We start from the raw sequence: 19627 nt of genomic DNA, 5'->3' as shown, positions 1-19627 counted from the left end.
GAAGGATGGTGTTATAGCTGATTTTGATCTCGTTGAGCAGATGCTCAAGTATTTCATTCGCAAAGTTCAGAAATACCGTTTCTATTTTCGTCCGAGGGCGGTAATCGGGGTTCCATCAGGAATAACCGAAGTAGAGAAGCGTGCGGTTCATGACTCTGCGGAGAGTGCCGGGGTCAGGGAGGTGCACCTTGTGGCTGAACCTATGGCGTCGGCTATAGGCATGGGAATTCCGGTCAATGAGCCTTCAGGCAACATGGTGATCGATATAGGCGGAGGTACAGCGGAGATAGCTGTGCTGGCTCTTAACGGCATGGTTTGTGATATGTCGGTGCGTATCGGTGGGGATGAGATGGATGAGGCGATAGTCTCTTATCTGAAGAAGACTTACAATCTGCTTGTGGGGGAGAGTACTGCAGAGCAGATAAAGATACAGATCGGGTCAGCTTTTCCACTTGAAGAGGAACTGGAGATGGAGGTCAAGGGAAGGGATCTGGTGGCTGGCATACCAAAGACTCTTCGCATAACCTCCACTGAGATTCGTGATGCGTTGAACGAGCCTATTTCGACCATTATCGAGGGTGTGAAACAGGCACTTGAGCAAACGCCTCCTGAGCTGTCGGCGGATATACTCGACAAGGGTATAATAATGACCGGCGGATCGTCGCTTCTCAGGGGTCTTGATGAAAGGTTGAGGCAGGAAACCAACCTTCCGGTGAATGTAATCGATGAGCCATTGACATGTGTAGCTCGTGGAGCATTGAAGATAATCGAGGATCTCGATAAATATGCGGCCGTTCTGATGCCTACTGGCAGAAGAAGCAGATAAGCGGCGCTCTGAAACCAGCAGTTCGGTTCTGGTGCAGCAGTGGAACCGGGCCTGGCTGGAAATGAACATCAACCGATATCAACCGGCAGATGCACTGGATTGTTGAATTTGTTGCAAAGCATCGCAGCTCCTGTTCTTTTCTGGTTACAATCGTACTCAGCTTATGGATGATTTCAGGACCTCCGGAGTTTCAAGCCAGAGCATCCCGTTTTTTGACAATAACTGTTTTCTATCCTTTTCAGGTTACTTTTAATAACCTCACGCACATCAGAAATATCTTCTCTGAGAACAGGCATTTAAGACTGGAGGTGGCCCGTCTCAACACTGAAGTGTCGCGGCTTCAGGAGTTAAAGTCGGAAAACGAGCGTCTCAGAGGTCTGCTTGACCTTTCACAGGACTTTACGTATGAACTCCTTCCCGTGCGTGTTGTTGCCCGCGACCCGTCAATAGAAAACAAAAGTGTAATTATAAATGCCGGATATAAAGATGGTGTGAGGATGTGGATGCCTCTGGTGGGTGAAAATGGTGTGGTGGGAAAGGTGATACAGGTGATGAACGGACTCAGTCTTGTGCAGCTCATAACAGATCCCTCAAACCGCACCAGCATTCTAAACCGCAGGAGCAGGACTGTAAGTATACTGGAAACAGAAAACGGCCGCTCCTTTTTTTTCCGGTGCCGTAACCATGAAGATGTGCAGATTGGTGACACAATCGTTACCTCGGGTCTGGGTGGAATCTATCCGAAGGGATTGAGAGTCGGGCAGGTGGATAGGATTACCGATTCCCAGAATCCGCTCTTCAAGAGGGTCTGGGTTGAGCTTTCGGTTGATTTTGACCGTATTGAAGATCTCTTTGTGCTACTTCTGTCGCCGCAGTGGCAGTCTTTCAGGGAAGAGCTTGATTCACTGGAATTGCAAAGGTAAAAGAGGACTCTGATGCTGAAAAAGATTTTGAAGTGGGCTGGGCTCTTTTTTCTGGCGTTTATACTTCAAACGACTCTTGCTCCGGCAATTTCAATATTCGGGATAAGACCGGATTTGCTGATGCTGGTGCTTTTTATACTGGCAATAAAAACCGGGATGATGCCTGCAATTTATGTCGGTTTTTTTCTGGGACTGGCTCAGGATCTCTACTCTCCATCGATACTGGGTCAGAATGCTCTTTCTAAAACAATTGCCGGTTTTTTTGCCGGCCTGTTCAATGAAAAGCTGGTGCGTATCGATCCGATCTTTCAAGCGGTGCTGCTTTTGCTTATGTTCTTGCTGAACGATCTGGTTTTTATGGTGGTGCAGATGGTGAAGACAGGCGGTTCTATGCAGGTAATCGCGATGCAGATCCTGACCGCCACACTGCCGCGTTCTTTTTATTCACTGCTGCTTGGTATGGCTCCCTTCCTGTGGGAAAACTATGTTCAGGCAGCGGTAAAACGGTAGCGGATCATGTCATTTGGATCGCTTATACAGGATGAACAGCAGATACGGCATCAAAAGAGTTATCTTCTGATAGGCGTTGTCACATTCTTTTTTCTTATTCTGGTTCTGCGTCTCATTTACATACAAATAATTCAGGCCGAACTGAATATCCGCCTTTCAAAAGAAAACGCCATGCGCCTGAAGGTAATTGTGCCTCCCAGGGGGAAAATCTTCGACAGAAACGGAGAGGTACTTGCCCGCAACAGACCATCCTACTCTATCTGTCTGCTTCCCTACAAACTCAGGAACCGTGAGCAGGTTGTAAACTCACTTTGCATGATCAGGGATACGCAGGGAAGCCAGGTGTTTGACAGCACGGAACTGGAAAGTTACATAAACCAGGCCAGAAGCCGTCGTTTTGATGTAACACGGTTGAAAGAGGATGTTTCTCTGGATCTGGTAAGCGTAGTTGAGGAGCATTCAATGGAGCTCCCTGGCGTGCTTGTGGAAACCGAATCCCGGAGAGAGTATACTTTGGGTAAATCGGTATTCCATGTTGTGGGATACATGGGAGAGATTCCGGAAGAGGAATTTTCGGATTTCAGGGAGAAGGGGTACCATTACGGTGACTTGATTGGCAAATCGGGAATCGAGCGGGAGTTCGAACGTGTTTTCAGGGGGAAATGCGGACAGGAATATATTGAGGTCAATGCCTATGGAAAGAGCCTTGGCCCGATCCCGAATATACCCAGGTTGGATCCGGAATCCGGAAATGACGTCTACTTGACAATTGATTCAAGACTCCAGAAGGTGGCTGATCTTGTTTTCCCTGATACTCTGAAGGGAGCGGTTGTAGCACTTGACCCCCGCAACGGAGAAGTGCTCCTCATGTTCTCCAGTCCCTCGGTTGATCCCAATATCTTCTCCATGGCTACATCACTTAGAAGCAAAAACTGGCTTTCCATAGCAACAGATCCCAATCTTCCTCTGAACAACAGAGCTATTTCCGGGACCTACACCCCGGGTTCTACATTCAAGCTGATTACCAGTGTCGCGGGGGTAGAAAGCGGTTTAATAGAACCTGAATCCTACATGCCTACCGGATGTAAAGGGGCCTACCGGATCGGATCACGTGTGGCGCATTGCTGGAAACTGAGCGGTCATGGCAGTCTGAATATGATCGGGGCTGTACAGCATTCCTGTAATATCTATTTTTACCAGGCCGGACTGAAGCTTGGAGATGCGAATATAAATGAGTATGCACGTATGTTCGGGCTTGGCAGTATTACCGGGATCGAACTTGCGGGTGAGCGAGCGGGCTGGCTTTCCGGCGAGGAAGAGTACAACAGACGTTTTGCCAGGCGGGGCTGGAAATGGACACGGGGACTGGTGCTGGATATGGCTATAGGGCAGACGCAGGTTGTTACTCCGTTACAGTTGGCTCTTATGGCCGGTGGACTGGGAAACTCCGAGTTTCTCTACAAACCATTCCTTGTCAAAGAGGAAAGGGACTGGAACGGTAATGTAATTGCAAGGCAAAGCCCTGAAATAAAAAGCCGGCTTGAGCTGAAGCAGAAAACGCGGGATATGGTTCATGAGGCGCTCGCAGCGGTGGTCAGGCCGGGAGGTACAGGTACACGTGCAGCCGTTCCCGGTATTACGGTCGGGGGAAAGACCGGGAGTGCCGAGAATCCTCATGGGGATCTGACGCATGCTCTTTTTATCGCTTGTGCACCGGTAAAAAATCCGGTGATTTCCATTGCAGTAGTTGTGGAAAATGCAGGGCATGGCGGCTCGGTAGCTGCCCCGATTGCAGGCGATGTGCTGCGGTATTTTTTTGCCGAGACAGAGGAGGGAAAAAAGGTGATGAGTTCGCTTGCTGTTGACAGTACTGCAATAAGAAAACTCAATGGGATGGTTGAGCCGATCAGAAAACAGATGGCTCTTTACGAACAGGGAAGCCAATGATGGAAATCAAAAGAAAAGGGTCCTTCGATTTTCCTCTGTTCTTCCTGGCGCTTTCGCTCTGGATCATAGGCATTTTTCTTATTTACAGTGCCACTTATTTTCATGAGAGCGGCCCCCTTGCTGGTATTTACAAACAGCAGATTATCTGGGTGGCGATGGCAATTTTTATTATTATGGCAATAATCTCCATTCCTGGCCGGCTTTTTTACGGCTTCGCATATATCTTTTATGCCATTTCGGTGGTGATGCTGGTGATGGCGCTTGTGATGGGAGTTTCGGCAAAGGGAGCTGAGCGGTGGATAATCATTGCCGGTTTCAAACTTCAGCCATCAGAGTTCGCAAAGATAGGACTGCTTCTGGCCCTGGCCCGTTATCTTTCTGAAAAAACAGTCAGTCTGGAAAGGATAACATCATTTATTATCCCCGGGCTTCTTATCGGAGTTCCCTTCCTGCTGGTTCTTAAACAGCCGGATCTGGGAACTGCGGGTGTATTCTGTGCCATGTCTCTTCCCATGTTCTTCTGGGGCGGATTGACAGTTCTGGAAGTTTTCTATATTATCTCGCCCCTGTTCTCACTTGTGTTTTCCGCAATTCCGCTTATCCTCTCTTTCGGAAGTGACCATGGATGGGGTATAGTGGGTGCCATACCATGGGGATTCTTTTTTCTGACACTTTGCGCAATACTCTATTTTGCCAGACCATCGATGTTCATAATGATCGGGGTGGTGGCCTCGTCCCTGTTTACAGCTACAATCACAACCGTAGTCTGGAACAGTTTTCTCAAAGATTATCAGAAAATGCGCATTATCTCTTTTATCAATCCTCAGGCTGATCCGTTCGGAGCCGGTTATCAGGTGATTCAGTCAAAGGTAGCGGTAGGTTCGGGGCACTTGTTTGGAAAAGGATTCCTGAAAGGCACTCAATCGAAATTATCCTATCTTCCTGAGCAGCACACTGATTTTATCTTTTCGGTGCTGGGGGAACAGTTTGGAATTGTCGGGTGTACAATTGTGATACTTCTGTTCCTTCTTCTGATAGTAAGGGGTCTGATACTCACACAGTCTTCCAGAAACCGGTTTTTTAATCTCGTTATGGTGGGATCAGTTTCGATCATCGGTTTTCACGTGTTTGTAAATACTGCAATGACTATCGGAATGATGCCGGTTACCGGGATTCCGCTGTCTTTTCTCAGCTATGGCGGATCATTTGTGCTTACCATGGCCATAATAGTAGGTCTGATGCTTAACACCAGGGCCTCAGACCATGATTTCTAACCGGGAAAATTTGTCAGATATATTTATTCTTTAAGACGTGCGGGTAAGGTAATAGAATAAAAAAAAGGTGAGGAGCATTGCGTTGCTCTCTCACCTTAGGGTATGATACTTACATTTTTTACTTTACTGATTTCCATCCAGCTTTGCCTGAGCTTTTTGTGCCCGTGCCAGACCCTCTTTACTGTATGCGAAAGCGGCCAGAGGAGTTTCCTCGGAACCTTCTTTAAGAATCTCTTCTCCGAAATACATCTGCATCTTGTACTCCCGCATGAGGAATTTCTTTGATTCTCTCTTGTCGCCTTCCACATTGATGATAAAAGTACCGTTTTCTCCATCTATCATCTGGACTTTACGTCCATAGTCGTAGATAAAGTCGATGCTGTCTGAACTTATCATCCGTTCGCCCTTTTCGTTGCTGATCCACATGGTGGGCAGACAATCGACTTTGCCTTTTGCGGAATAACCGTTACCCTCGATGTAGCCGCTGGAGAGGTATTGTAAGTTCATGGATGCATCGATTTTCTGTTCCGGTTCACCTGGAAATTTCCGGTTCAGTTTGCAGTCAAAATTTCCCAGGTAAATGACCCAGAATTTTGCCATCCCGGTTTTTCCGGTGTTGCTGAGATAGAACATTTTCTTTTCCAGAATATTGCGGGCGTAGCTGGCGGAGACTGCCAGTAAAAGGAATGAAAGAGCTGCAATATAAAACCTTCGCATCAGTACCTCCTGAGGGATTGCTTTTATGGTGTTTTATTCTTCATCATTAATATAAGATTTTTCCCTGTGATGTGTATATTTAATAGCTCTTGTGCCTGAGAGGAATCTCACGCCACATCCCTGAGAGAGGGTCCTTAACCAGTTTTATATGAGGAGTTTCTCCGCCATCGAAGATGGTCAGTTCTTTTTCACTTATAATGGTTTTTCCGAAAAGTGTCAGTGCTTCCTTGCGTACAGCGCGATACTGGATCATAAGGAAGTTTTTGATTTTCTCGAAGTCTTCTCTTGTTTCGTTGAAAGTGAAAAAGAGTGTACCTATTCCCTCAGAGTTAAGTCTTTCATGAATCCTGATCGGAAGAAGTTTGATCTGTCTCCACCTTTGATAATTGCTCCGGGAATAAACAGAGTATTTATCTGTAAACAGGACATAATGAAAAACGGCCTCAGGGAATATCTGGCGAAGAGGGGTGAAGAGATTGCTGATCAGATCATCGCAATTGACATTTATTTTTTCAAGCTTGCTTTCGAGAACCAGTATGTGCCGTTTCCCCATATAACGGTAATCAAAAAAACCATCCAGTTCCTTGATATTTTCATAACCGTATTTGCCTCTTCCGGTTCTTTTCAGAATGATAAGATTGGGGTATTGTTGAATTTTCAGCACATATTGATTTGTATGGGCGACAATGAAATCCTCACAGTTGCGGATATTGAATCTCTGATCGAAAATACCACCAGTTCTACCCCGCTTGTTCCAGTGCTTAAGGAAGTATTTGGTTATTCTCCTTGAGATCCGTTCCGCAATCTCTCCAAGGATATTTCCTTCGGATTGCTGATCAAAGGGGTAGGGGGAGTTCAGGAGGTCTGCAACTGTAAAGATCACATAGCTGCAGTCATTGATCACATACTCCACAATCACTTTATCAAAAGTAATTCTGTTGTCGTTTATCTGATCATTCAGGTTATGTAGTTTGTAGGTGCCGGTGATACCGTGATTTCTCTTGACTGAATAGATAGGTTCTCCGGTTGATTCGGGAGTCCAGAGGAAGGGGCGGAACTCACTGAATGGATCGGGAATGGTCGTGTTCTGATTTTTTGCTTCAAAGGGAGAATTCATAAGAGAAATATAGACTGATGTAAATGTCCTTTTCTACTTTGTTTTCTCTGCAGCCTCCCGGTTCTCCTGGAGATGCTTCCAATATTCAGGATAAGTTTCCCGGATGCAGTCCGGGCAGATAGTGTGTGTGAAATCGAGGTTAAAATGTCTGCTCAGATAGGTCTCGATGGAATTCCATTTGCCGGATTCGTTTCTTATTCTTTTGCAGCAGGCGCAAATAGGAAGCAGTTTCTCATGCAGGTGCTTTAGATTGGTGAGAAGAGCGACCTGTTCATTCTGCTCTCTCTTGCGTTCGGTGATATCCTGAGAAATTATAATAGCTCCCTTTGAAAAAGGGGAGATGGTGACAGAGAGATAACGGTTTTCATATTTCAGTTCCGGGAAGGTTTTTACAGTATTGTTTTTAATCGCATCGATTAGCTCAGAATACATATCGATTTCATGGCGTGACGCATAATCTTTATACATTATATCCCCGATTCTGGGCAGTCGCTGTCCTGAATTTCTTTTGGCAAGATTGGATTTTACTACTCTGCCTTCGAGGTCTACGATTACCATTAAAGCGGGGTTGAATTGAAATAGAGCGAAATTGAAAGCTTCTTTTTCAGTGAGCTGCTGAATTCTTTCTCTGGATTTTCTCTCCGACTCTTCCAATTCGGCAATTCGGCTTTTCAGAGCAGAGATTTGATCTCTGAGGTTCTGCACCAGATCCTGGTTTTTTTCAGCCATAATAAAATATCCGATTGGTTTAAAAGCATTATACAATAGTAACAAATCTGAATCAATACCGGGAGAGGACGAGCGTATTTAAAGATTGGGGAAGGCTTTTTTATCTGAAATCGTTTGTAGATTGAGCGATATTTATAATATATATTGTATAATTCTACGAATCCCTGTTTCGTTGCAACATAATCCTCAGATTATGTATTTTTTGCGGGATTTACCCCGAGGGCGGTCTAATCAGGGTTTCGAGACATTTTTACACTGGAAATTTTTGTGGCTGATCAGAAACCGTTTCGGATATTGCTGGTTGATGATGAGCCCGGGATACGAAAAATCTTACGTTTGTTTCTGGAACTTGAGGGTTTCAGTGTCCTGGAAGCTGTCACGGCCAATCAAGCTATTTCCATAATTAGTAAGGAAAAACCGCACCTGGTAATCCTTGATGTTATCCTGTGCGGGCAGACCGGCTTTGACGTTTGTGAATGGATAAAAAATAATCCAGAAACGAAAGACATAATCGTATTCCTGTTCACTGCCCTGAATCAGGATCATGATTATCATGAGGGGCAGAGAGTAGGGTGCGATCAATACCTGACTAAGCCTCAGAATCCAAAAGATATAGTAGAAAAAGTTAATCAGTACCTGAACAATAGATATCAAAACCAAACTATCCAGTAAACTGTTATTTCTGTTCTGGACAAATTTTCGGAAAGGATCCTGTCAGACTCATGAAAAAAAACAGTCCTCTTGCAATATTTCTGACATTGGCGGTGGTTGGGGCTGCCATTTACTTCCTGATCCCTACATTCACCTTTTATTCCAAGACACCTGAGCAGCGGGAGATCTATTTACGGGATAATCCTCAGGCTATGAAAAAAATCCTGAACCTGGGGCTCGATCTTCAGGGTGGTATGCGCCTGGTGCTTGAGATTGACAGGTCAAAACTGGAGAAGGACCAGGAAAAAGACGTACTTGACCGTGCTTATGCAATAATCGAGAACAGAATAAATGCTCTGGGTGTTGCAGAACCGACTATTCAGAAGCAGGGTAAAGACAGGATTATAGTTGAATTACCGGGTCTTAAGGATGAAGGATCTGCAAAGAGCGTTATAGGCAGAACTGCTCAGCTTGAATTCAACCTTTTAAGAGAACCTGCTCAACTCGAGCATGCAATTAATCTCATCGATAATGTTATCGCGGGAAAACAGCCAAAAGATAGCGTCTCGGCTGTGGACACCAGTAAGGCAAAAGAGGAAGAGAAACAGAAGCTGGCAGAACAATTGTTCAAGGGTTCTGAAGCTGAAGAAACAGAGGAGCAGGAAACCCCGAAGAAACCAACTGAGATCCGTTCCTTCAAGGAACTGCTTGTGCAGCTTGGGGATCAGGTAGGTGTCAGGATGGAGAATGTTCCAAAGGTGAACAAAATTCTGGTAAGGGAAGATGTTCGCCAGGCTCTCAACAGGGCAGGACTGGGTGGCAACTCGTTTCTCTGGGCACATGATACGACCAAACTGGAAGGCAGAGAATACAGGGTTCTTTATTATGTGAAGAGTTCTCCGGAGATGCGTGGTGACCTCATAAAAGACGCCCGGGCATCGATTGACCAGGAGGGATTCAGGGCCGGAGGAGCGAAGGTTGATCTTGAGATGAATGCCAAAGGCGCCCGCAGATTTTCATCTGTAACTGCTGCGAATGTAAATAAATTTCTGGCTATAGTTCTTGACAGCACAGTTTATTCCGCGCCTCGCATCATCCAGAAGATTCCTCTGGGAAGAGCGGAGATTACCGGAAGCTTTACGATGGAGGAAGCCAAGAATCTGGCTATTGTGTTGCGCGCAGGTGCCCTTCCTGCACCGGTCAAAATTATAGAAGAACGGGTCGTTGGCCCGTCACTTGGTCAGGATTCCATAGAGAAAGGTATGCTGGCTACTATAATCGGAACAGCACTGGTTTTTGCCTTCATGCTGTTTTACTACCGGCTCAGTGGCATTATCGCTCTCGTTGCTCTGATTATTAATATCGCAATCGTGCTGGCTGTGATGGCAGGTGTAAATGCCACCCTTACTCTTCCCGGTATAGCGGGTATCATTCTGCTTATTGGTATGGGTGTGGATGCCAATGTGATCATCTTTGAGCGTGTTCGTGAAGAACTCAGACTGGGGAAAACCGTAAGAAGTGCAATAGATGCAGGGTATTCAAATGCATTTGTCACAATTATGGACTCTAACCTGACAACACTTATCACCGCTTTTATACTGCTGTGGAAAGGCACAGGCCCAATCAGGGGATTTGCCGTTACACTTATCTTCGGTATTGTAGCGTCACTTTTTACGGCTCTGTATGTATCACGTCTGATTATGAACATCTTTTTCCAGAAAAAAACCACTTTGAGCATCTAACTTTCATTAATGAGGTCTAAATCGTTATGGTTCAATTTTTCAAGAAAACAAACTTCAATTTCATCGGTTTTAGTAAGCTGGCCATCGGCATTTCACTCGCCTTTGTACTCGTGAGTATCGTTTTTATGTTCGTTCACAAAGGATTGAACTTCTCGGTGGACTTCGCGGGTGGTACTCTTATCCAGGTGAAGTTCGAGAAGCCGGTCAGAGATGATCTGGGAAAAATCCGTTCGATAGTGAGCGACCTTGGACTCGGCTCACCCGAGGTAAAGACCATCGGACAGATTATTAACAATGAATTGCAGATCACTGTTGCTAAACAGGAAAGTGAACTGACCAATGTCACAAATATCATACGGGATGCATTATCCAAAGACTATCCTGAAAACAGCTTTGATATAAGACGGGTTGAAAGTGTGGGACCTAAGATCGGAGGAGAACTGAAAAGAGATGCAATCATCGCCACTATCCTCTCCCTGATTGCGATTCTGATTTATGTGGGTTTCCGCTTTAATCTTCCCTTCGGCGTGGCTTCGGTTATCCCGCTTTTCCATGATGTGCTCATTACCCTGGGTGTTTTTATCATTTTCGATCTTGAAATATCCCTTACCTTTATCGCGGCAATAATGACCATAGTAGGTTACTCACTCAATGATACTATAGTTATTTTTGACAGAATCAGAGAAAACATGCGGGGCGGACTCAAAGGAAGAAAATTTCCTGAACTGGTCAACAGCAGTATCAACCAGACCCTCTCCAGAACCATAAATACCTCCGTAACTACTCTCTTTGTGGTTTCAGCTCTCTATTTTATTGGTAGTGAAGCTATAAAGGATTTTGCCCTTGCCATGCTTGTTGGTGTTATTGCTGGTACCTATTCCACAATATATATCGCCAGTCCGATTCTCATCTTTTGGCACAATAAGAAGCCAATAACAAAGTAAATATCCCCCTTGTGCCTCCGGTATCACCGGAGGCATTTTTTTATGTGCCCGTCAGGGCGCAGATACTGTTTTCGTTCAAAGCTCAATCAGAGTTGATTATGAAAAGATGCCGCAGGTTAGTTTTTGCAGGTTTATTTCTAACAGGCAGCCTGCTCTGGCAGGTTTCCGCTCAGCAGTGTGGTTTTGCGATCACCAGGCTCAAATACGGCGGTGGCGGTGACTGGTACGCTAATCCTTCTTCTCTCCCTAATCTGGTCAAAGCGGTAAAACAGAGGACATCTATCCTGGTCTGTGACAGTATTCCTGTGATCGAAATAATGGATAAAAACCTCTTCCACCATCCTTTTCTATATATGACAGGGCATGGTGATATCCGGTTGACAAATGCTGAGCGGCTGAGACTCCGCAAGTATTTAATCGGTGGCGGGTTCCTGTGGGCTGATGATAATTACGGGCTGGATCAGTCACTGAGAAGAGAGCTTCGCTCTCTGTTTCCTGAAAATCCTCTTGTAGAACTCCCTTCAACTCATCCTCTGTACAGCAGCTTCTATAAACTTCCGGGACTGCCGAAAATTCACGAGCATGATGGAAAACCGGCACAAGGGCTGGGCATATTCTTTGAGGGAAGACTGGTGGTTTTCTACACGTACAGCTCTGACATCGGAGACGGAATGGAAGATTTACATGTGCATAATGACGGTGAGCAGCTTCATGAACTCGCTCTGAGAATGGGTATTAATATTGTCTCCTGGTTTTTCAATCCATGATTCAGGAAAAAGAAAAACTCTGGAAGTTTGTTGACGGAGTCCGCCGCCGGACAGCTATTAAAAGGGCTATTAAAGGGAGTGCGCTCCTCTTTTCCGGGTTTTTTCTTTTTTCTACACTGCTGAACATTTTCTTTGCTTTTTTTCCATGGGTTTTTATTCCGTTGCTTTGGGATTTTCTGCTTGCGGCCACAATTATCTCTGCTGCCGGATGGATTATAGATTCCTTTACATTTCATTTCAGGGATCTTCATTCTACAGCGGTTCAACTGGAAAAGAACAGTGAAATCGGACACTCTTTACTGTCGATAGCATTTGAACTTGACAAAGACAAATTGAGCGGGCCCCTTGTTGACAGGGTTTATAAAATAGCATCAGAGCAGATCGCAGGTTTTAAACAGGGTAAAGATATGTTGATGCGCCGCTGTGCTGTTATCTTTCCGGGATCGCTTATCTTGTGGGTATTGACTCTTTTTATCGCTGAACCATCTGTACCTTCTTACTGGCGAATGCCTCTTTCCTTTCTGAACAAGTCCGATGCAAATGTTACTCCGGGTACTCTTAAAATCAGAAGAGGTGCGCGTGTGGACCTGCGTCTGAATCCAATTCATACACTATTTCCATCCTGTGGAATCACTATCACGTCACCCGATGGAAACATACGCAGAAATAGGTTTTTACGGCCTGACAGCTCCGGGAGTTTCTGTTTCAGTATCGACAGTGTCAAAGAGAGTTTCCTCTACAGGTTTTCCTATGGCGGCAGGGTGTATGGCCCCGAAACGGTAACCGTAATAGCTCCGCCAGTGCCCTATAGCCTTCAAGTGACACTTTTTCCGCCGGCGTATACGGGTGCAAAAAAAGTATCTCTTCCCCAGGGACAGGGAGATTTTACGGCTTATTCCGGAACAAAGGTTAAGCTGGAGCTCGGGGTTGATGACTTATCGGATGCATGGGCGCTGATCGGGAAAGACTCTATCAGAATGAGTGTAAATAAAAGTGGTGCGGATGGAGAATTTACAATATGGAAACAATCCGAATATACCTTCCTTCTGAAAGATATCTATGATCAATTCAGTGATACACTGCCGTCTTTTCAGATCGGAATTATTCCCGATGAGCTGCCGGTTGTGCATTTTCTCAAACCCGGATTCAACAAAGCTCTTTCACCTGCGATGGTAGAGACTCTGTGGATAGAGGGCATTGACGATCTGGGAATCAGCAGCATGAAACTGAGTTACAGGAAAAATGGAGAGGATTCGACTTTACAGTGGGATATCACTTCACCTGGAAGGCCAAAGGTGATCAGAAAGGAACTGGTCTGGAATCTTAAAGAGCTTTCCCTTTATCCGGGTGACACTCTTTTTTACTGGGCAGTAATACGTGATTCCAAACCGGGCAAAGTTGCCCAGACCGCCACCAGTGACACCTTCTGGTTCAGAATACCGGGATTTGAGGAGATTCACAGAAAAATTGTCGAGCAGGAGAAGAGTGCTGAGAAGTCGATAGGTGAAGTCAGGGAAAAGCAGGATCATCTGGAAGACATGCTTGAAAATCTGGTGAAATCAGCTACAGGACAGAAAGAACTTTCGTGGGATCAGAAACAGATCTTGCAGGACGTAAAGGAAACAATCAAGGCTCAGGCTGATACGCTCCAGAAAGCGATGGAGTCACTGCGGGAGAATATCGAGCGGCTTAAAAGTGAAGGGACGCTTGGAGAAGAGATCACTGAAAAGATGGAACAGATACAGAAATCTCTTGAGGAACTGATAGAACTTTTTGGAGACAGTCTTCTTGCAGGACTTCAGAACAAGCAGGAGATCTCCTGGGATGAGATGAAAGAGGCGATAGAACAGGCCGGAAAGATGCTTCCTGAATTGAACGAGCGGCTTGACAATACCCTGCAGTTTCTCGAACTGCTCAAACGTGACCGGGAGATGGCTACTCTTGCTTTACAGGCCGAAAAACTGGCTGGAGAGCAATTGGAACTTGAGCGTGGAAGAGACCGGGGGAATACTCTGGAAGAGGAAAAAAGACTGCTTGACAGAATCGGTAATTTCCTGAAGGAGCTTTCCAATCCAAAGGAAAATCCGCCTGTAAACACCAGGTCTTCTGATATGGTTGAATCGATGAAGGAGAGAATGGAATCTGAGATTTCACAAAACCAGGTCCCTTCATCGGAAAGTATGAACCAGATGAGCGGGTCGCTTATGTCGCTCTCTCAGGAACTCCGTGAAATGATGAGTTCCGGGAGAATGCAGCGGATGCAGATGGAGAGAGATCTGCTGCTTGATATGGCTCATGATGCACTTAGCCTTTCCCAGTGGCAGGAGATGGTACGGGAGCAGTTGCGTAGAGATGATGAGCGGACTCAGATCGCAAGATCACAGCAGGCGATCAGTGATGCTCTGGAAAAGCTGTTCTCAAAAACCGACAGTCTCAGAACTATACCGCCAACGCTGAAACAGGAGCTTCGCGAGAATTTCATGAACTCACGGGGTACAACACGCGAGGCACTGAAGGCTCTGGGTGAGACCAGCAGTACAGTTCCTATGAAGCAGAATCAGGATTCATTCAATTCACTTGCGGAAAGTCTTCTGGGAGCAGCTTCCATGATGGAACAGCAGGGATCAGGCGGATCGTGCTCATCCGGAGGAATGCTCGATGGATTGAGGCAGCTTTCCGGAAGGCAATCAGCGATAAACTCCGCTACTGCCGAACTTCTCAGGCAGATGATGGGCATGAGTGGAGAGGGAGGGCAGTCATCCGGAGAGCAGGAAGGTGATGCAGAGGGGGCAAGGCGTGAGGCGCAGCAGGCACAGAAGGCACTTGCTGAGGAACTGAAGAAACTTGCAGAGAAATATGGCGATGAGAGCGGGGAGCAGGTAAAAAAGCGTGTGGAAGAACTGGAAAAGGAGGCCAGGAGGATTGCTGCCATGCTGGAGAAACCGAAACAGGAGGTTGTTGAGCGCCAGGATCGCTTTCTGTCAAGGATGCTTCAGGCGGCACTCTCTTTGAACCGTCAGGATGAGGGTAAAGAGGAAAGAAAGTCCAGGACATCGGAGAAGGTGTTTAATGAGAATAAGACGGTGAAACCCGGGGAGATAATCGATGACCCCGATACTTTCCATCTGATCAGGCGTAAGGCTCTTCAGGGCAATTTTCCGGAAAATTACCGTTCTGCTGTAAAAGCATATTTTGATTCACTCGGGGTCATGTTTTTGAATAAGGCGGAGTTGAAATAAAGCCTGATCAGAAAAAGATTCCCAGCCTGGCCATATAATTTAACGGGAAGTCTCCTTCTGATCTGCCAAGCAGTACTCCGGCTCTGACCTCGGCATTGAGCTGCACATCAGAGGTGCGGAAAAACTGCGCTCCGGCAGAGGCTGCGAAGCTTAATCCGAATACATTATCACCTGATACTCTGGTGAATCCAAATCCCATTTCTCCTCCGATAAAAGGTGAGATATCGGCGGGAAGCAGGTAGAGATTGGCCCCTATATCGACTCCCAGAAGGAAACTGTCATCGAAATCAGTGGTAATCTCGCCAAGAAATTTTAATCCGGCATTCCGTGCGACTTCCCAGTACCTGCCGCCGTAAAAATTGTAGGCGAGACCTTCTGAATTGGTGTTTTCAAGGTTTGCCGGTCCGAAGCCGGCGGCAATGAAAGGAACTGCTTTTTTCCTGACCAGTCCTGCATTTCCGTCTGTTGTTTCGGCCTGGGAAGTATCGGTACTTACAGTATCATTATCAGTGGCACTTTCCCCTTTTACAGAGAAGAAAGAGACAGATACAAGGATCAGAATCAGACTGATGATTAACCTGATTTGGACCACTGTATAACCTGAATACCCTGATTAAGATGATTAGAGAAAAAGACATTCATTGTATGTATTGAATTTTTCTGCTTCAATTTCGATGCCGGTTATTCTGAAATTACAAGTTCATTTATAAGATCTGTCACTCCGTTTGTATGTTTTGAGATATTATAAGCGGCTGAATAGGACTGCCAGTCAGGTACTTTTCCCCTTAACCTGACTCTTCCACCGTTGACTTCAACATGTATCGATTCAGGATCGATTCTTCCTAAACGGCTGATCGCACTGAGGATATCTGTGGAGATGGCCTGATCAAATGGGGAATTGGTAGGGACAACGGTGAGAGTGTTGACTATTTCGTATACTCCGGGGACATTGGAAACGATCTCTTCGATTTTCAGTTTTTTCCAGAACTGATCCACGGATCCAGCCAATATTACCTTGCCGTTATTTACTGCCACCTCAATCATCGATGCATTTATTGTGCTGTTAAGTGAGAGTGCACTCTCGATATTCCACTTGATTTTCTCGTCGGGAATTTGTTCGGTGGCGGGTTTCATTACTTGGAGTCTGTTGTCGACAACAGAGACACCCTGAACTGACCGGCAGTCATTTTCCGCTGATATTCTCTGGAGATTTGAACTGACAGTGCCTGTCAGCACAACGGTGTGTCCGGTGACCTCGACAAAGATATTTTCCGACTTGATCCGGCTATCCCATTTCAACTGCTTTATGACATCCTGCCGTATCTGCTCAGCAGTTTTTTCCATAACAGATCCCCCATACAGATCTTTTGTATAAGAGAAGTTGCAAAAGGTATGCCGGGGGGATTAACTAATAGTACATTTTTCACTCCGGAGGTGAAATTCAGATCCAGATTCCAATCAAACTATAGTTTAAATTCAGTTATGCCTTTTCCGGGATTTGTTGTCTGAAGGGTGAATCTTCTGGAAAAGGATTTTACGGTCCTGCTGCGTGCCACCGTAAGGAATAGGACCAAACTCCTTATCTGGTTCCAGCAGATTGACACCGTAAGAGTGGATTCCGTGGTGGTTTCCGCATATCGAGAGAATGGTGGGGACGATATCCAGAAAGGAGGCAACACGCTTTTTTTCGCTGTATTTGCGGTTATCAGGGGTAATTATAAACAGGGGGGTAAACTCAAAGTACATCCCTGACTCCTTAAATGATGCCTGCTTGTAGAGGTCATTCTTAATTCCGGGAGTGTGATCGCCAAAGATGAAAATTACTGTGTTGGGACGCATCTCTCGTATTCTTGTCACAACACTATTAAGAGTACTGTCGACATAAGACATGCACTGGAAAAAATTCCGCACTTTTTTTCCCCCGATGTCATCATAGCGAGGATTTTGATAATAGGATTCGGTAAAAGTGAAAGGCTCATGACTGCTCATGGTAATCAGGTAATAAAAAAAAGGATCCTTTGCCGATTGAAGAGAGCGGAGAGCAAAATTGAAAACCTCGTGATCAGGAGCACCCCAGCGTACCTCTTTGAGTTTCATGTCGAAGATATCATAGAATGCGGGGAATCCCATTTTTTTGAATGCTATTCTCCTGTTGAAATATTCACCTCTGTTTCCGTGAAATATCGCAACATCGAAACTGTCCTTTGCAAGGCTTCTGGCGATGGAATTGGGGAAGTTATAGTTCCTTATTTTCATTGATGGGAAGTGATCAAGAGGCTCCAGGCTGTTTATTACCGAGAATTCACAGTCTGAGGTTGACCCGGCTTTGTGATAGCTCAGTGTGTAAGGGTAGTAAACTGCAGTTTTACTGAGCCTGTTAAGAAAGGGAGTAATAAACCTGCCCTTGTGTTTTTTATTGATGACATAAGAATCCATCGACTCGATCTGGATGACAAAAAAACCGGGTACTTCTGCAGAGGTATCAATAGCTGTCTCAATCAGTTTTCCCTTATTGTTAAGAGCCTTGAGGTACTTAGCGTCTTGATTTATTCTGGTCAGATTAACAAGATTTACCATGCCTATACCGAATTTTTTAACTGCAAGCAGTTCTCCGGCGTACCGGTCATCGATAATATCACGCAACCTCTCACTTTTTAATGGATTCCACAGGGAAAGCTTTACCAGGAGAATCAGGAAGGGGGCGTATACTGCATACCGGAGAGGCGGAGAGCGGAAGGAGATATGTTTGCGGAAAAAAAAGAGTCCCACAAGCAGAGGAAGATCCAGAAAAACGATGAAAAGCCTGCCCTCGAGTGGAGCCGCTGTGTGTCGGAGCAGTTGAACTGCTTCATTAAACAGGTGAATGTACTGGTTGAGATGAAGGTAGCTTTCGAAGAAAAAATAATAGGTCAAATTGACGGATAAAAACAGAAACTGAAGGGAGTAAAAAACAACAGCGAGCCAGAACTGCTTCAATCTGAATAAAAGAAGAAACACAAAGGAACAAAGCATCAGATATGAGGAGTAATATGAAAAAGCAGTGCTGAAATATGGGTTTTTCAGATCAGAAAGAATCAGCCTGAAAACAGTGCATTTATAAGCGTTCGCAGCAATAAATAAAAACAACAGAGATATCCATATTAGATCTCCGGATATCTTCAAATTGCGAATCTTGGTTTTTATATCCAATATAGAGATCCTGCTATCAGCGGTTTATATAAAAAAATATATACATTTCTTCATTAATCCTGAAACAGGAAAAACAGGAGGCCTTCTTCGCTGCTAAAACAGCATTTTCCACTTTCCCGGTTGTCATGTATCTGATGCTGGATAATAAAAGCCGCAATTATTAATTTTGACCATGATCCGCATGATTAAAGGCTTACTTGATTTCACGTACAGAGCGTACAGAGTTAACTTTTCCTGGAGATAAAATGCTAACTACAAAAAGATACGAATATTTGCAGATTGAAAAGATCGCGATTCATCCGGTTATCGGTAATCACAGGCAGCTCAGCCCTGCCAAAGTCAGCCATCTCGAAAAAGACATCCTCACAAACGGTCTCCTTGAGCCTCTTATGGTGTGGGAAAGGACATCAGGGGAGTATTATCTGGTCGGTGGGTTCCATCGTATGGCGGCAATTTCCAATATAAGGAAAAGCCATCCGGGATATTTTGACAGGGTGGATGTGAGGGTTGTGGCAGGAGGTCCCGATGAGATCCGGGCACTGAATCTCAAGCTCAATGCAGACAGGCTCGATATCAGGGTCACTGACTATTTTGAAACTGTTATTTACTTGAACAATGTAAACTGGTCGGCTGAAAGGATTGCCGAATTTCTTGACAAGAGTAAGGGCTGGATCGAGGAAATACTCAGGTTTGCTCCAATGGTTGACGAAAAGATGAGAGAGATGCTGGAAAAAGGGGAGATTTCCTGGAACAGGGCAAAAGAGATAATCCAGAAGACTCTCAAGGCTCCCGCTGGCACAGAAAAAGATGTTCTGGAAAAGGAGATGAACCAGCCCGGGACCCGGTCAGTCAAACCGCTGACCTTTAAAACTGTCCTGGGACATTTCTCTAAGCTTAAGGAAAAATCCCCCGGCCACAGTTTTACTCTCCATATCGATGATCTTTACTCGTTCATGAAAGTACTCAGGGGCAGAGATTACACCGATGAGGACCTGGGGAGGATGAGAGCGGTGTTTCCGGAACTTATTCCCTGAGAGTATAATTTACACTGG

General features: G+C 45.4%; 17 protein-coding genes. 11 read left to right on the top strand and 6 right to left on the bottom strand.

Annotation, left to right across the window (positions count from 1 at the left end):
• From GX089_12510 to rodA, 5 genes are all read left to right on the top strand, one after another.
• On the top strand, window positions 1-826 hold an 826-nt coding region (locus tag GX089_12510; protein NLP03311.1), incomplete at its 5' end, for a rod shape-determining protein.
• A gap of 89 nt (window positions 827-915) precedes the next feature.
• Window positions 916-1749, top strand: a complete 834-nt coding sequence (gene mreC / locus GX089_12505) for a rod shape-determining protein MreC (GenBank protein NLP03310.1) — start codon at window positions 916-918, stop codon at window positions 1747-1749.
• Between the two features lie 12 nt (window positions 1750-1761).
• The gene (mreD, locus tag GX089_12500; GenBank protein ID NLP03309.1) at window positions 1762-2259 is read left to right on the top strand and encodes a rod shape-determining protein MreD; all 498 of its coding nucleotides are present in this window, start codon (window positions 1762-1764) and stop codon (window positions 2257-2259) included.
• Between the two features lie 6 nt (window positions 2260-2265).
• On the top strand, window positions 2266-4206 hold the full coding sequence (mrdA, locus tag GX089_12495) for a penicillin-binding protein 2 (GenBank protein ID NLP03308.1): 1941 nt from the start codon (window positions 2266-2268) through the stop codon (window positions 4204-4206).
• On the top strand, window positions 4203-5480 hold the full coding sequence (gene rodA, locus GX089_12490; GenBank protein NLP03307.1) for a rod shape-determining protein RodA: 1278 nt from the start codon (window positions 4203-4205) through the stop codon (window positions 5478-5480). The genes mrdA and rodA overlap by 4 nt, the downstream gene beginning before the upstream one ends.
• A 123-nt stretch (window positions 5481-5603) precedes the next feature.
• On the opposite strand, the gene GX089_12485 is transcribed toward rodA, so the two are convergent.
• From GX089_12485 to GX089_12475, 3 genes are all read right to left on the bottom strand, one after another.
• On the bottom strand, window positions 5604-6197 hold the full coding sequence (locus tag GX089_12485) for a hypothetical protein (protein NLP03306.1): 594 nt from the start codon (window positions 6195-6197) through the stop codon (window positions 5604-5606).
• 79 nt (window positions 6198-6276) lie between these two features.
• On the bottom strand, window positions 6277-7314 hold the full coding sequence (locus GX089_12480; GenBank protein ID NLP03305.1) for a hypothetical protein: 1038 nt from the start codon (window positions 7312-7314) through the stop codon (window positions 6277-6279).
• A gap of 33 nt (window positions 7315-7347) precedes the next feature.
• Window positions 7348-8043, bottom strand: a complete 696-nt coding sequence (locus GX089_12475; protein ID NLP03304.1) for a hypothetical protein — start codon at window positions 8041-8043, stop codon at window positions 7348-7350.
• A gap of 267 nt (window positions 8044-8310) precedes the next feature.
• Here GX089_12475 and GX089_12470 point away from each other — a divergent pair, with 267 nt between their 5' ends.
• The 5 genes from GX089_12470 to GX089_12450 all read left to right on the top strand — a co-directional run bounded on the left by GX089_12470 (window position 8311) and on the right by GX089_12450 (window position 15386).
• Entirely contained in the window at window positions 8311-8715 is a 405-nt protein-coding gene (locus GX089_12470; protein NLP03303.1) for a response regulator, read from the top strand.
• 50 nt (window positions 8716-8765) lie between these two features.
• Window positions 8766-10436, top strand: coding sequence for a protein translocase subunit SecD (secD, locus tag GX089_12465; protein ID NLP03302.1), 1671 nt, complete (start codon window positions 8766-8768; stop codon window positions 10434-10436).
• A 26-nt stretch (window positions 10437-10462) separates the two neighbouring features.
• The gene (secF, locus tag GX089_12460) at window positions 10463-11380 is read left to right on the top strand and encodes a protein translocase subunit SecF (protein NLP03301.1); all 918 of its coding nucleotides are present in this window, start codon (window positions 10463-10465) and stop codon (window positions 11378-11380) included.
• Between the two features lie 98 nt (window positions 11381-11478).
• Entirely contained in the window at window positions 11479-12147 is a 669-nt protein-coding gene (locus GX089_12455) for a DUF4159 domain-containing protein (protein ID NLP03300.1), read from the top strand.
• Window positions 12144-15386: a hypothetical protein gene (locus GX089_12450; GenBank protein NLP03299.1), complete on the top strand. Its 3243-nt coding sequence runs from the start codon at window positions 12144-12146 to the stop codon at window positions 15384-15386. Before GX089_12455 ends, GX089_12450 begins: the two co-directional genes overlap by 4 nt.
• A 7-nt stretch (window positions 15387-15393) precedes the next feature.
• Here GX089_12450 and GX089_12445 read toward each other — a convergent pair whose 3' ends face one another.
• From GX089_12445 to GX089_12435, 3 genes are all read right to left on the bottom strand, one after another.
• Window positions 15394-15978, bottom strand: a complete 585-nt coding sequence (locus tag GX089_12445) for a hypothetical protein (protein ID NLP03298.1) — start codon at window positions 15976-15978, stop codon at window positions 15394-15396.
• Window positions 15979-16067: 89 nt separating this feature from the next.
• Window positions 16068-16730 carry a BON domain-containing protein gene (locus GX089_12440; protein ID NLP03297.1) on the bottom strand — a complete coding sequence of 221 codons (663 nt, stop codon included), beginning with the start codon at window positions 16728-16730 and terminating at the stop codon, window positions 16068-16070.
• A 132-nt stretch (window positions 16731-16862) separates the two neighbouring features.
• The gene (locus tag GX089_12435; protein NLP03296.1) at window positions 16863-18512 is read right to left on the bottom strand and encodes an LTA synthase family protein; all 1650 of its coding nucleotides are present in this window, start codon (window positions 18510-18512) and stop codon (window positions 16863-16865) included.
• A gap of 308 nt (window positions 18513-18820) precedes the next feature.
• On the opposite strand from GX089_12435, the gene GX089_12430 reads away from it, so the two are divergent.
• The gene (locus GX089_12430) at window positions 18821-19609 is read left to right on the top strand and encodes a ParB N-terminal domain-containing protein (protein ID NLP03295.1); all 789 of its coding nucleotides are present in this window, start codon (window positions 18821-18823) and stop codon (window positions 19607-19609) included.
• The last annotated feature ends 18 nt before the right edge of the window (window positions 19610-19627 follow it).

Source organism: Fibrobacter sp., from assembly GCA_012523595.1.
Taxonomy (GTDB): domain Bacteria; phylum Fibrobacterota; class Chitinivibrionia; order Chitinivibrionales; family Chitinispirillaceae; genus JAAYIG01.
Note: the sequence above shows the minus strand (reverse complement) of the source record. Positions and strands in the feature narration are given on the sequence as shown.